Annotated in this window: 10 protein-coding genes; 4 read left to right on the forward strand and 6 right to left on the reverse strand. The window is 71.0% G+C overall.

The window, feature by feature from the left end:
• Window positions 1-133: 133 nt before the first annotated feature.
• Genes OHB00_RS42935 through OHB00_RS42950 form a run of 4 tightly spaced genes read left to right on the forward strand, consistent with a single transcriptional unit; the run spans window position 134 to window position 3921 of the window.
• Window positions 134-1051, forward strand: a complete 918-nt coding sequence (locus OHB00_RS42935; protein WP_406443301.1) for an SDR family NAD(P)-dependent oxidoreductase — start codon at window positions 134-136, stop codon at window positions 1049-1051.
• Window positions 1051-1926: an amidohydrolase family protein gene (locus OHB00_RS42940; RefSeq protein ID WP_406446223.1), complete on the forward strand. Its 876-nt coding sequence runs from the start codon at window positions 1051-1053 to the stop codon at window positions 1924-1926. The genes OHB00_RS42935 and OHB00_RS42940 overlap by 1 nt, the downstream gene beginning before the upstream one ends.
• 10 nt (window positions 1927-1936) lie before the next feature.
• Window positions 1937-3442: an acyl-CoA synthetase gene (locus tag OHB00_RS42945; RefSeq protein ID WP_406443303.1), complete on the forward strand. Its 1506-nt coding sequence runs from the start codon at window positions 1937-1939 to the stop codon at window positions 3440-3442.
• A 23-nt stretch (window positions 3443-3465) separates the two neighbouring features.
• Window positions 3466-3921, forward strand: a complete 456-nt coding sequence (locus OHB00_RS42950; RefSeq protein ID WP_406443304.1) for a MaoC family dehydratase — start codon at window positions 3466-3468, stop codon at window positions 3919-3921.
• A 107-nt stretch (window positions 3922-4028) separates the two neighbouring features.
• Here the strand turns inward: OHB00_RS42950 and OHB00_RS42955 are convergent, their stop codons facing one another.
• The 6 genes from OHB00_RS42955 to OHB00_RS42980 form a co-directional block, all read right to left on the reverse strand.
• Entirely contained in the window at window positions 4029-5720 is a 1692-nt protein-coding gene (locus tag OHB00_RS42955) for a histidinol-phosphatase (RefSeq protein ID WP_406443306.1), read from the reverse strand.
• Between the two features lie 23 nt (window positions 5721-5743).
• Complete coding sequence (locus tag OHB00_RS42960) at window positions 5744-7570, reverse strand: LamG-like jellyroll fold domain-containing protein (protein ID WP_406443308.1); 1827 nt, start codon at window positions 7568-7570, stop codon at window positions 5744-5746.
• A 49-nt stretch (window positions 7571-7619) separates the two neighbouring features.
• Window positions 7620-10577 (reverse strand): glycoside hydrolase family 2 TIM barrel-domain containing protein, encoded by a 2958-nt coding sequence (locus OHB00_RS42965; protein ID WP_406443310.1) that lies wholly within the window; start codon window positions 10575-10577, stop codon window positions 7620-7622.
• Window positions 10574-11578 (reverse strand): alkaline phosphatase family protein, encoded by a 1005-nt coding sequence (locus OHB00_RS42970; RefSeq protein ID WP_406446224.1) that lies wholly within the window; start codon window positions 11576-11578, stop codon window positions 10574-10576. The genes OHB00_RS42965 and OHB00_RS42970 overlap by 4 nt, the downstream gene beginning before the upstream one ends.
• Window positions 11579-11717: 139 nt before the next feature.
• Window positions 11718-12587, reverse strand: coding sequence for a carbohydrate ABC transporter permease (locus tag OHB00_RS42975; protein WP_406443311.1), 870 nt, complete (start codon window positions 12585-12587; stop codon window positions 11718-11720).
• Entirely contained in the window at window positions 12584-13561 is a 978-nt protein-coding gene (locus OHB00_RS42980; protein WP_406446226.1) for a carbohydrate ABC transporter permease, read from the reverse strand. Before OHB00_RS42980 ends, OHB00_RS42975 begins: the two co-directional genes overlap by 4 nt.
• Window positions 13562-13563: the final 2 nt, after the last annotated feature.

Below are 13563 nucleotides of genomic sequence, written 5' to 3' on the forward strand. Positions count from 1 at the left end.
GCGCAGATTCCAGCATGAGGCACCCATGGGATGACAACAACTATTGACGTCAACAATTATTGCTCTTAGCTTCGATCTCGAAGCCGCAGGTGGCCCCCGGGGGCCACCACCGTCCTCTGTGAAGGGACCGACCGTGCCCACCATCGATCTCACCGGCAAGGCCGCCGTCGTCACCGGCAGCGGCCGGGGCCTCGGCCTCGCCTACGCCCACGCCCTGGCCGCCCACGGCGCCTCAGTGGTCGTCAACGACGTCGACGAGACCGTCGCCGAGCAGGCCGTGAAGTCCATCGCCGCGGCCGGTGGCACCGCCGTCGCCGAGGTCGTCCCGGTCGGTACCGCCGAGGCCGCGGACCGGCTCGTGAGCAGGGCCGTCCAGGAGTTCGGCCGCCTCGACATCCTGGTCACCAACGCGGGCATCCTGCGCGACAAGGTGCTGTGGAAGATGACCGACGACGACTTCGACGCCGTCGTCACCACCCACCTCAAGGGCACCTTCACCTGCGCCCGCGCCGCCGCCGTCCGGATGCGCGAGCAGGGCGAGGGCGGCACCCTGATCCTGGTCGGCTCCCCGGCCGGCCAGCGTGGCAACTTCGGCCAGACCAACTACGCCGCCGCGAAGGCGGGCATCGCCGCCATGGCCCGCACCTGGTCGATGGAGCTGGGCCGGGCGGGCATCACCGTCAACGCGATCGTGCCGGTGGCCGCCACCGCGATGACCGAGACCATCCCCGCCTTCGCCCCCTACATCGAGGCGATGAAGAACGGCGAACCGCTCCCGGACTTCCTGCGCAAGGGCGAGGGCTTCGGCACCGCCGAGGACTGCGCGGCCCTCGTCCCCTTCCTGGCCTCCGAGGCTGCCCGCTCGATCACCGGCCAGGCCATCGGCATCGGCGGCGACAAGGTGGCACTCTGGTCGCATCCGCAGGAGATCAGGGCGGCCTACGCCGACGGCGGCTGGACCCCCGACACCCTGGCCGACACCTTCGCCACCTCGGTCGGCGCCGAACTCCAGACGGTCGGCATCCCGGCGCCCAAGCTTCCGGAGGCATGATGGACATCGCATCCCTGACGGCGATCGACGTCCACACGCACGCCGAGGTCTCCTCCAAGGGCCACGCCTCCCTCGACGACGACCTGCACGACGCCTCCGCCGCCTACTTCAAGGTCGAGGGCAAGCGGAAGCCGACGATCGAGGAGACGGCCGCCTACTACCGGGAGCGGAACATGGCCGCCGTGATCTTCACGGTGGACGCCGAGTCCGCGACCGGCACCGCGCCCGTCCCCAACGAGGAGGTCGCCGAGGCCGCGGCCGCCAACTCCGACGTGCTCATCCCCTTCGCCTCCGTCGACCCCTTCCGCGGCCGGGCCGGCATCAGGCAGGCCCGCCGCCTGGTCGAGGAGTACGGGGTGAAGGGCTTCAAGTTCCACCCCAGCATCCAGGGCTTCTTCCCGAACGACCGCGCGGTGGCGTACGGCCTCTACGAGGTGATCGAGGAGACCGGCACCATCGCCCTCTTCCACACCGGCCAGACCGGCATCGGCGCCGGTGTCCCGGGCGGCGGCGGGATCCGGCTGAAGTACAGCAACCCGCTCCACGTGGACGACGTGGCGGCCGACTTCCCGCACCTGAAGATCATCCTGGCGCACCCGTCCTTCCCCTGGCAGGACGAGGCCCTTGCAGTCGCCACCCACAAGCCGGGCGTGCACATCGACCTGTCCGGCTGGTCGCCGAAGTACTTCCCGCCGCAGCTGGTGCAGTACGCCAACACGCTGCTCAAGGACAAGGTGCTGTTCGGCTCCGACTTCCCCGTCCTCACCCCCGACCGGTGGCTCGCCGACTTCGAGAAGCTGCCGATCAAGGACGAGGTCCGGCCGAAGATCCTCAAGGAGAACGCCGCCCGCCTGCTCGGGCTGACCACGCCATAAGGGGCCGCAGATGCGCAACGAGGGACTGGGCTCGTGGCCCGCACGCCGGGCCCGCAAGACCCCGCACCGCACGGCTTTGGTGTTCGGCGAGCAGTCGGCCGACTACCGCACCCTGTACGCACGCACCACCCGCCTGGCCCACGCCCTGCGCGCCCGGGGAGTCCGCCGCGGCGACCGCATCGGCTACCTCGGCCCGAACCACCCCGCCTACCTGGAGACCCTGTTCGCGGCCGGCACCCTCGGCGCGGTCTTCGTGCCGCTCAACACCCGCCTGGCCGGCCCCGAGATCGCCTACCAGCTCGCCGACTCCGGCGCCAAGGCCCTCCTCTACGGCCCCTCGCACGCCGGTCTGGTCGCGGGCCTGCCCGGCACCAGTGACGTCCGGACGTATGTCGAAGTGGGCCCCGAGTACGAGGAGTTGCTGGCCGCGGCGGCCGAGGACCCGATCGACGAACCGGTCGCCCCCGACGACACCTGCATCATCATGTACACCTCGGGGACGACCGGCCGCCCCAAGGGTGCGATGCTCACGCACGGCAACCTCACCTGGAACGCGCTCAACGTCCTGGTCGACACCGACCTGATCGCCGACGAACGCGCCCTGGTCTCGGCCCCGTTGTTCCACACCGCGGGCCTGAACATGCTCACCCTGCCGGTCCTCCTCAAGGGCGGCACCTGTGTCCTGGTAGAGGCCTTCGACCCGGCCTCGACCCTCGACCTGATCGAACAGCACCGGATCACCTTCATGTTCGGGGTTCCGACGATGTTCGAGCAGGTGGCCCGGCATCCGCGCTGGGGCGGCGCGGACCTGTCCTCCCTCCGCATCCTGACCTGCGGCGGCTCCCCGGTCTCGACACCGCTGATCGCCGCGTACCAGGAGCGGGGCCTGACCTTCCTCCAGGGCTACGGCATGACGGAGGCGTCCCCCGGCACCCTGTTCCTCGACGCCGAGCACGCGATCGGCAAGGCGGGCTCGGCCGGCGTACCGCACTTCTTCAGCGACGTGCGGGTCGTACGGCCCGACCTGGCCCCGGTCGACGTCGGCGAGACCGGCGAGGTCATCGTCCGCGGACCCCACGTCATGCCCGGCTACTGGGGACTGCCGGAGGAGACCGCGGCCTCCTTCGCGGACGGCTGGTTCCGCAGCGGGGACGCGGCCCGGGTCGACGAGGACGGCTACGTCTTCATCGTCGACCGGCTCAAGGACATGATCATCTCCGGGGGCGAGAACATCTACCCCGCCGAGATCGAGGACCTGCTCCTCGCCCACCCCGGCATCGCCGAGTGCGCGGTGATCGGCGTACCGGACGACAAGTGGGGCGAGGTGCCGCGCGCGGTGATCGTGCCCCGCGAAGGCGCCGTCCTCGACCCCGACGAGGTCCTGGCCTCGCTCTCCGGCCGGCTCGCCAAGTACAAGCTCCCCAAATCGGTGGTGCTCGCCGACGAACTCCCGCGCACCGCCTCCGGAAAGCTCCTCAAGTCCCGGGTGCGCAAGCGCTACGGCACCGACTCCTGATCTTCTGAACTAAGGACAGCCACATGACCGTCACCGTCAACGGCCTCGACGAACTGAAGAAGCTCGCGGGCAGCGACCTGGGCACCAGCGAGTGGATCGAGGTCACCCAGGACCGCATCGACACCTTCGCCGACGCGACCGGCGACCACCAGTGGATCCACGTCGACCCCGAGCGGGCGGCCGAGGGCCCCTTCGGCGCCCCCATCGCCCACGGCTACCTCACCCTGTCGCTGTTCATCCCCCTGTTCACGGAGCTGCTGGACGTCCAGGGCGTCACCACGAAGGTCAACTACGGCCTCAACAAGGTGCGTTTCCCCGCCCCGGTGAAGGTGGGCTCGCGCATCCGGCTGGTCGCGAGGCTGGCGGAGGTCGAGGACGTGCCGGGCGGGGTGCAGATCGCCGTCGACGGGACGATCGAGATCGACGGCGGGACCAAGCCCGCCGCGGTGCTGCAGAGCCTGTCGCGGTTCTACGCGTAGGGCTTCGCCCGGGGGGCCGAGTTCCCGGGCTGCTGAGGTGGGGAACTACGGGACCGTCGTGGCTGGTCGCGCAGTTCCCCGCGCCCCTTCGGGGCGCTCAGCTCAGCTCAGTTCACCACGTCCACGAAGATCGGGTTCGAGTAGAACCACGTGTCCGCCCACGGGTCTCCGTTGCCCGGCTCGTGCGGGATCGGGCCGTGCGGGTCGATCGCCGCGCCCAGGTAGCCCGTGCCGTTGCGCTTGCCGTCGCTGCCGCGCAGCCGGACGTAGAACGACTCGTCGCCCGCGGTGAGCGGGATCCGCAGCGTGTACGTGCCCTTGCGGCCGGACACGTCCTTCGACTGCACGACCCTGGTGTCGGGCGCCTGCCAGGTGTCGCGGTCGGCGACCGGACCGCGCACCGCGCCCCGGATCACGTCGACGTTGGCCAACTGGGGGAGGATTCCCTCGGCGTTGACCCGGGAAGCGGTCGTCACCGTCACGTTCAGGGTGATCCGCTCGCCCTTGCGGACGCGCAGCCGGCCGCCCAGCGTGACACCGGCGCCGTGGTCGCAGTCCCGCTTCAGCCGGACGTCCAGGCCGTCGAGCAGGTGCCCGTGGTCCAGCCAGACCCGGCCCGCCCGCAGGCCCGCCATCACCGCGCGGTAGCCGTAGCGGGTGACGCCGACGTGGGTCCGGCTGAACTCGCCGGGCCAGAAGTCGCTGCCGGGCTGCGGTGTGTCGGTGTTCACCGGGTCGGGCAGCTTGCCGGTGTTGTCGAAGTTCTGCCCCGCCGGCCAGTCGCCGTTCTTCCAGGTGTCGAAGACCGTGCGGTGGTTGTCGGAGTTGGTGGTGATGGTGAACAGGCGTCCCTCGGACAACATCGCGTCCCACAGACCGCCGACCGTCGCGGTGGCCCAGTCGAAGCCGCCGTACGTCAGGTACGCGTCCGCCGGGTAACCGGACCAGGACTGCGCGGACGGCTTGTTCTCGTACTCACCGCGGATCGAGGTGGCCCCGCGCCAGCCGGGGATCGCGGCACCCTGGGCGCCGGGCGCGCCCTCCATGCCGATCATGATCTCGGCGGCCTCGTCATTCCCGCCACCCCACCCTGCGTCCCGCCAGTTGCGCATCTCGTGCGGGGAGTCGATGCCGAGGCGCAGCGGGTGGTTGGCGAGGACGAGGACGTCGTCGACATAGCCCGTGCGGCGCTGCTCGGCCAGCCACTGGATGGCCTTGACCGCGTGCGCCTCGTTGCGGGCGGTGTCGGCCGCACCCGCCGACCCCTCGGTGTAGCCGAGGAGCTTGCCGTCGTAGGCCAGCTCGAACTGCGTGAGCAGATCCGTCTCGTGCGGGCCGGGCGCGGCGAACACGGTGCAGTGCTCGGCGGCCGGGATGTACCACTCCAGGCCCTGGAAGATCAGCTGGCGCGGGTTCTCGGCCCGTGCCCTGAGGATCTCCGCGTGCTCCATCTTCGCGCCGTAGTAGGCGTGCCCGAAGTTGGAGTGCTCGTTGAACACCATCCAGTCCAGGCCGTACCTGGCGGCGGCCTGGGCCTGCTGGGAGAACGTGTACTTGGCGTCGTGGCTGTACACGGAGTGGACGTGGTGGTCGCCGACGAGGTAGGCGAGGCGGGGGTCCTCGCCGCCCAGGCCCCGGCCGGTGGCGGCGAACGCGGGGGTCGCGGCCGACCCGAGCGCGAACGCGGCGCCGAACAGGCCCGCACGGCGCAGGAGTCCACGTCTCGACATGCCCTGGGCGTCGAGCTCCGCGGTGGAGACGGAGGGATCGGCCCAGGTGGGCAGCTGCTGCTCGGTCATGAAGATGATCCTCGTCACGGGGGTCAGTGGGTCATGAAGGAGGAGACGGGCAGGGCCCGCGAGACGATGCGGACGTCGCCGAGACGGCCGTACAGGATCTGGTCGATCTTGTGGGCGTACTCGTAGCCGCCGAGCAGCCAGGGCAGTTGGGCGGAGGTGATGCCGGTGGCGGCGGCCTTCGGGTTGCGGACCACCGGGCAGCCCTCGACATAGAGGGTGGTGTGCCGGCCGTCGTTGACGACCGCCAGGTGCCACCAGGTCTCCAGCGGCGTCTCCTGGCCCCAGTTGGTCGCGATGCCCTGCTGGTTGAGCGGGCGCATCGCCCACTGCGGCTCGCGGTCGTTGGACAGCGAGAGGGTGGCCAGCGGCTCGTCCGGGTCGTCGGCGGTCTTGCCGGCGTCGCCGCCGGTGCCGGTGCGGCTCACCAGGCCCGACCAGGCGTTGTGGTCCGGGTCCCAGTCGGCGGGCAGCCGGTAGAACGCCTCGATGGTGTAACCGTCCTCGAAGGTCGCCGAGTTGAGCGGGGCGCCGTCGACCGTCCGCAGGTACGCGCCCTTCAGCGGGGACTTGTAACCCGTGAACTCCAGGCTGCCGTGGCCCGGCTGGTCCGGGTGGTGGTCCGCCGACCAGCCGAGGGTGCCGCCGCCCACCGGGACCACGGTGAGGTCGTTGCCGTTGCCGGACAGGTCACGGACGGTGCCCGAGACGGCCGAGTCGAACCGCCAGTAGGCGGCCGTGCCCCGGACCAGCATCTGCGACGCGGGCCGCGCCGGGCGGACCGGCACCGGGGCGAAGCCGGCGAAGCGGTCCGCGAAGTCGATGTCGACGGAGAAGCGGTCCGCGTCGCCGCTCAGCTCCATCTCCTGGCGCTCCAGCTCGTTGAGGCCCTTCCTGGCCCGGCCGAGGATCCACGGCGAGACCGTCTCCACGTCGATGACGTCGCGGTCCAGGTCGAAGTGGTAGAGGCGGATCATCGCCGCGCCGCCGAAGTAGCGGTTCTGGTAGTTCGTCAGGTGCAGGTGCACCTCGTTGCCGGCGGCGTTCTTGCGGGTCGCGCGGCCGGACGGCCAGTAGTGGCCGTTCAGGGTGAGGAAGATCTGGTCGTGCTCGTCGATCAGCTGGTCCCACAGCTGCTGTCCGTACGGCGACAACTCGTCGTCGTCCACGACCAGTTCGTGCGTGGTGAGGATGACCGGCGCCTTCGGGTGGGCGGCGATGACGTCCTTCGCCCAGGCGTAGCCCTTGGCCGACAGCCGCCAGTCCAGCGCCAGCACGAGCCACTCGCGCCCGGCCGCCCTGAACAGGTGGTAGGTGTTGTAGCCGTCCGAAGAGGCCCCGCCGAACGTCGGCTTGTCCTTGAAACGCTGCGGGCCGAACGCGTCCAGGTACGGCGTCGCGCCACGCTGGTCGTCCGTGGACGACCTGATGTCGTGGTTGCCGGCCAGCACGCTGTAGCCGACCTGGCGCCGGTCGAGGATCCCGAAAGCCCTGCTGATCGCGGTGAACTCCTCGACGGCCCCGTTCTGGGTCAGGTCGCCCAGGTGGGACAGGAAGACGATGTTGTCCTCCTCGGCCTGGTCCAGCAGGTACCGCAGCGACGCCTCGATCGGCGCCGGGTCGATGTTCGGCCCGTCGAAGAGGTACTGGGTGTCGGGCATCACCGCGAGGGTGAAGCGCCGGCTCTCCGGATCGGGCCGCCGGCCGGAGCCGGCGGACGCCTCGGCGACGGCCGGCAGGGCGACCCCGGCGGTGGCGGCGGCGCCGAGCAGCGCGGTGGCCCTGAGGAAGTTGCGTCTTCCGGCTCCGGCCTGTGCGGCCTCGCCCTGGATGTGGTCATGCGAAGTACACACGAGTGCTCCGTGGGTAAGCAGAAGTGACGGCGAAGGGCGTGGGGGGATGTCAGAGGACGCGCAGGGTCCAGCTCCAGCGGTGGACGCCCGGTGCGACGAGGTAGGAGGGGAAGGTGTCGGGACCGCACGACGCCGTGCCGAGGCCTCGGTGTGCGGCGTCGATGTGGACCACACAGCCGGCCCGCGGCACGAGTTCGTCGTGGTGCGTGACGGCGGTGAGGTCCGCGGCGCGGTAGCGGCTGACGGAGACCTGGCGGGGCCCGTCCAGTTCGACCGCGAGTCCGGTGGCGTCCGGCGCCGACAGCGTGAACCGCCGGACGCCGTGCCGGCCCCCGCTCTCCTGGGGCCGCAGATAGGGGGTGAACAGCTCGTCGACGGGCAGCGAGTGGTGTCCGACCGGGGCTCCGGCGGCGCGGTCGGGGTACGACTCCCAGGGACCCTGACCGAACCACTCCAGCAGATCGAGCCCGCCGACCGTCTCGAAGACCGAGCCGACCCGGGCCACGTCCGCGAACTCCTCCGGCAGCTCGGCCGACTCGTCGATCCGGACCCCGCCCTCGACCGGTGTGAACTCCTGCCGGTGCCGTACGACCCCGACCGTGCCGGCGTACTCCGCGAGCACCGTCACCTGGTCGCCGTCCCGGCGTACCGAGACCACCTTGCGCACCAGCTGGTCCAGGCCCCAGGCGCGCCAGCGCAGCGCCATCCCGCCCAGCTCGTCGTTGTCGGTGGGTGCCCGCCACAGCGACAGCGCGGGCGCGGCCGTCAGCAGCGGGTGCAGCAGCAGCCCCTCACCGTCCACCTCGACGGCAGACCCAGCAGGCACCGGCGGCCCGAGCGGGTCCGCCGCCCGGATCCGGATCTGCGGCGCGCAGATCTCCGTACCGGCCGGCGCCCACGCCTGGTCCTCGGCGACCGTCACCCGCAGCGTCAGCCACGCCTCACCGCCGTCCGCCGGCACCTCGAACGGCAGCGGTACGACCGCCGTCTCGCCGGGGCACAGCTCGGGCAGCTCGGCCGGGCCGGACAGGGTACGGCCGTCGGCCAGCGCCAGCTCCCAGGTGCCGGTCAGCCAGTCGAAGCCCCGGAAGTGCTGGTGGTTGGCGAGCACGATGCCCTCGTGCCGGAAGCACCGGATGCGGACCGGTGCCGCGATCTCCCTGTGCTCGAACATCGCGGGCTTCGGGGTGCGGTCGGGAAAGACGACCCCGTCCGCGACGAACGCCCCGTCGTGCAGGGCCTCGCCGAAGTCGCCGCCGTACGCCCAGCGGTGGCCGGGCGCGGCGACACCGTTGTCATACAGTCCGGCGCCCGCGCGCCCGACCGGTCTTCCGTCGCTCACCCGCTGGAGGATTCCGTGGTCCCAGAACTCCCAGATGAACCCGCCCTGAAGCCCCGGAGTTGACTCGATGGCGGCCCAGTGGTCGGCCAGCGTGCCGTTGCTGTTGCCCATGGCGTGCGAGTACTCGCACTGGATCAACGGCTTGGTCTGCTCACCGGACAGGGCGTGCGCCACGCAGTCCTCCAGCGGCGCGTACATCGGGCAGGCGATGTCGGAGGCCACGTCCGGGGCCGCCCAGCCGCGCTTGGCGGCCCCCTCGTACTGGACCGGCCGGGTCGGGTCGTGCCGCCGCACCCAGCCCGCCGCCGCGTCGTGGTTGGCGCCGTAGTCGGACTCGTTGCCCAGCGACCAGATGATGATCGAGGGGTGGTTCTTGTCGCGCAGCACCATGCGCGCGACCCGGTCCACGAAGGCGTTCAGGTAGCGCGGGTCGTCGGCGATCTCGTGGGCGTGGTCGTGGGACTCGATGTCCGCCTCGTCCACGACGTAGAAGCCCAGCTCGTCGGCGAGATCGTAGAGGGCCGGGTCGTTCGGGTAGTGCGAGGTGCGGATCGCGTTGAACCCGAACCGCTTCAGCAGCACCAGGTCGGCACGCATGTCGTCGTACGTCACCGTCCGCCCGGTGAGGGGGTGGAAGTCGTGCCGGTTGACGCCCCGGATGAAGACCCGCTCGCCGTTGACGAGCAGGTCCCGGCCCGAGATCTCGACGTCCCGGAAGCCGACGCGGTGGTACGACGTGTCGGCGACCGTGCCGTCGGCGCGGTGCAGCCGGACGGTCAGCCCGTACAGCTCGGGCTGTTCCGCGTTCCAGGTGCGCACGCCGGGCACGGTGGCGTGGATGCGGGCCTCGCCGAGGAAGTCGGAGACCCGGTCGTCCTCGATGTTGAGCCGGTCGAACTCGGCGTCCTGGGCGAGGAGTTCACCGTCGAGTTCGCCGGTGACGTACCAGCCCCCGGGCAGTGTCCCGTCCCCGGCCGCGTTCCGGACCTGGCAGTCCACGCGCAGCTCGCCGTCGCGCCGCGCCCGCACGGTCACGTCCGCGAGCCGGAACGGGTCGGTCGCGTGGAGCAGCACCGAGCGGGTGATCCCGCCGTGCCACCAGTGGTCCTGGTCCTCGATGTGCGAGGCGTCCGACCACTTGACGACGGTGAGCCTGAGGACCGACCGCTCGCCGGGGCGGACGGCACCGGTCAGGTCGAACTCGGCGGCCAGGTGCGAGTCCTTGGAGACGCCCACCGGCCGCCCGTCCACGTGCACGAGGAGCACGCTCTCGGCGGCGCCGACCTGGAGCACGATCCGCCGGCCGGCCCACTGCGCGGGGACGTCCACCTCGCGCTCGTAGACCCCGGTCGGACTGGTGGCGGGGGAGTACGGCGGGAACTCCCGGAACGGCATGGTGACGTTCGTGTACTGCGGCAGGTCGTCGGTGTCCTGCACGGTCCAGGCGCCGGGGACGTGCGCCGTGGACCAGGAGCCGCCGACCGGCGCGTCCGGAGCCGGCAGCAACTGGAAACGCCAGTCGCCGTCCAGGGGGAGCGCTCCGGTGCGCCGGTCGACGGCGTTCATGGGGAGCCGTCCCCAGGAGGTCACCTCGGGTGCCTCCCAGGGGCGGAGGGCGATCAGGGGATCGGCGGGCCGGGGCCCGGGGATCGACGGATCGTTCATCGGCGGACGGCTCCCTTTTCTGGTGACGGGGGTGACGTGTCTGGTGAGGTGGGTGACGTGGCGGGCCTGGGCAGGACGCGTCCTTCCCAGCCCCAGGCGGGGTCGACGGGGATGCCGAGCCGGTCCAGGACGGTGGGGGCGATGTCGACGAGGCGGGGGGTGTCGAGCAGGGTGCCGCCGGGTGTGCCGGGTGTGCCGGGCTCGGCGAGGATGACGAAGACCTCTCGTTCGGCGCGCGTGTCGCCGCCGTGTCCGCCGGTGTCGAGGTGTCCGTGGTCGGTGGTGACCAGTACGGTCCACCGCTCGTCGGAGCGCCGGGCGCCGATCGCCGCCAGCAGCCGTCCGAGGTGGGTGTCCTGGGCGAGGAGGGCGGCGTCGTAGGCGGTGGAGAGCGGGCCGGTGGCGTGGCCGGCCTCGTCGGTGCCGCCGAAGTAGACGAACAGCAGGTCCGGGTCGTGTTCGGCGAGCCGGCGTACGGCGGCGCGCGCGACGAGGTCGTCCGCGGTGGCGTAGCCGTCGCTCTCGCCGTCGTAGTGGATCCGGCTGCCGATGGCGGGGCCGAGGGTGCCGCGGTGGACCAGCTCCGGCCAGGAGACCACGGTGGCGGTGCGCAGTCCGGGGCGGGCGGCGACCGCGCGGGTGAGGAAGTCGGGGTGGCGGGCGTAGTCGGCGCCGTGGAAGTCGTTGCCGGTCACCCCGTGGCGGTCCGGCCACACCCCGGTCAGCACACTCGACCAGCCGGGGCCGGAGTCGGTGTAGGCCATGCTGGTCGACGGCCCGCCCTCGGCCTGGCCGTCGGCCTCGCCGTACGGCAGCAGGCTGGTGCCGTGGGCGCCCGAGGTCAGCAGGCCGTGCAGGACGGGGGCGTGGGACGGCGAGCGAAGCGGGCCGGGGGTGCCCCCCGCCGATGGCCGGGGCAGGGGCAGCCGGTCGGGGCGCAGCCCGTCCATGCCCACCACGAGAACCCTGTCACGCGCGGCGCCGTCCGGGCCGGCGGGCATGGCACGGCGCCGGGCGAACGGCAGGCGGGCGGAGGGCCCCTTACCCTCCGCTCCCTGCGTCCGCTCGGCGTCGGCGTCCGTCACCGGATCCCTCCCTCTGTCTCGCGCGTGGCGCGCGGGCCGGGCCGGCCCGCGCGGATCAGGTGCCCTGCACCGCGCCTTCGGTGGCGCCCGCGATGAATCCGCGGGCGAAGACGGCGAAGACCAGCACCAGCGGAAGAGCCGCCATCAGGACACCGGCCATGACCATGCTGTAGTCGGTGGTGTGGCCGACGTTGAGCTGGGCGAGCTCCACCTGGAGGGTCACGTGGTCGGGGTTGGTGAGCACGACGAGCGGCCAGACGTAGTCGTTCCAGGCGCCGACGAAGGCGTAGATGGCGAGGAAGGACAGCGCGGGCCGGATCATCGGCAGCGCGATGTTCCAGTACTGGCGGAAGAACCCGGCGCCGTCGATGCGCGCGGCGTCGAGGAGTTCGTCGGGCACACCGTTCTCGATGTACTGGCGCAGCCAGAAGATGCCGAAGGCGTTGGCCAGCGCGGGCGGCACCAGCGCCTGGAGCGTACCGACCCAGCCGATCTTGGACATGAGGATGAACTGCGGCAGGATCGCCAGCTGCAGCGGCAGCATCATGAACAGCAGCAGTGTTCCGAAGAGCAGCTTGCGGCCGGGGAAGTCGAACTTGGCGAAGGTGAACGCCGCCAGCGAGTCGACGAACAGCACCAGGACGGTGGTGACGCACGCGACGACGAGCGTGTTGAGCATCGACCCGAAGAAGTCGATGGTGTTCAGCACATGCCGGATGTTCTCCAGCAGGTGGGAGCCGGGGGTGAACTTCGGCGGGCTCTTGTAGATGTCCTGGGTGGTGTTGGTCGCCATGACGATCGTCCACACGAAGGGGAAGACCGAGAGCAGGACGGCCGCCATGAGGATGATGTGCGCGGTCAGGCCCTTGGGGCGGCGCAGCCGCCTCGCGCGCGGGGCCGGCCGCGTGGTGTCGGCCGCGGTCACGGCTTCCTCCCTCGTTGGGTGATGCGCCAGTTGACGGCGACGAGGACGATGATCAGCAGGAAGAAGGCCCAGACGATGGCCGCGCCGTAGCCGTAGTCGTTGTTGAGGAAGGCCGACTGGTAGAAGTACAGCAGCGTGGTCAGACCGGCCTGTCCCGGGCCGCCGAGGTTGGCGTTGGCGGCGTTGCTGGCGAACAGGACCTGGGGTTCGCTGAAGCTCTGCAGACCGTTGATCGTCGAGATGACGACGGTGAACAGGATGATCGGCCGCATGATCGGGACGGTGATCTGGAAGAAGGTGCGGACCGGGCCGGCGCCGTCGACCTTCGCCGCCTCGTAGATCGAGGCCGGGATCGCCTGGAGACCGGCCAGGTAGATGATCATGTTGTAGCCGGTCCACATCCAGGTCATCAGCAGCGCGATGACCACCTTGATCAGCCACGGGTTGCTCAGCCACGGCACCGGCGAGATGCCGACCGTGCCCAGGATCGCGTTGACCAGACCGAAGTTGTTGCTGAACACCGCGCCGAAGAAGATCGCCACCGCGACGATGGAGGTGACGTTCGGCACGTAGAGGGCGATGCGGTAGAAGCCCTTGAAGCGGCGCACCGAGTGCAGCAGCGTCGCCAGCATCAGGGCGCCGAAGAGGGTGGGCACCGTGGACAGCACCCAGATCACCAGGGTGTTGCGGATCGACAGCCAGAAGACCGGGTCGTCCCACAGGAACCTGAACTGCTGCAGGCCCACGAACTGCATGGTGCCCATGCCGTCCCAGCGCTGGAAGGCCAGGTACAGCGAGTAGAAGACGGGGAAGAAGGAGAAGGCGGCGAAGATCAGGTAGAAGGGCGAGATCGCCAGGTACTGCCGCCAGTACGACAGCGGCCCGCGCCCCCTGGGCCGGGCGGTGGTGCCCGCGGGCGTGGCGCGCCGCGGGCGGAACCGGGCCGGGCCCGGCCCGCCGCGGTGCCCGGGCACCG

Origin of the sequence: Streptomyces sp. NBC_00631 (assembly GCF_045206895.1) — a bacterium.
GTDB lineage: Bacteria > Actinomycetota > Actinomycetes > Streptomycetales > Streptomycetaceae > Streptomyces.

What these genes read in the sequence shown, in the direction of transcription:
- OHB00_RS42940 (WP_406446223.1), top strand. Translation starts at nt 1,051, where the DNA reads ATGGACATCGCATCCCTGACGGCGATCGACGTCCACACGCACGCCGAG.
- OHB00_RS42945 (WP_406443303.1), top strand. Translation starts at nt 1,937, where the DNA reads ATGCGCAACGAGGGACTGGGCTCGTGGCCCGCACGCCGGGCCCGCAAG.
- OHB00_RS42970 (WP_406446224.1), bottom strand. Translation starts at nt 11,578, where the DNA reads ATGCCCGCCGGCCCGGACGGCGCCGCGCGTGACAGGGTTCTCGTGGTG.
- OHB00_RS42950 (WP_406443304.1), top strand. Translation starts at nt 3,466, where the DNA reads ATGACCGTCACCGTCAACGGCCTCGACGAACTGAAGAAGCTCGCGGGC.
- OHB00_RS42955 (WP_406443306.1), bottom strand. Translation starts at nt 5,720, where the DNA reads ATGACCGAGCAGCAGCTGCCCACCTGGGCCGATCCCTCCGTCTCCACC.
- OHB00_RS42965 (WP_406443310.1), bottom strand. Translation starts at nt 10,577, where the DNA reads ATGAACGATCCGTCGATCCCCGGGCCCCGGCCCGCCGATCCCCTGATC.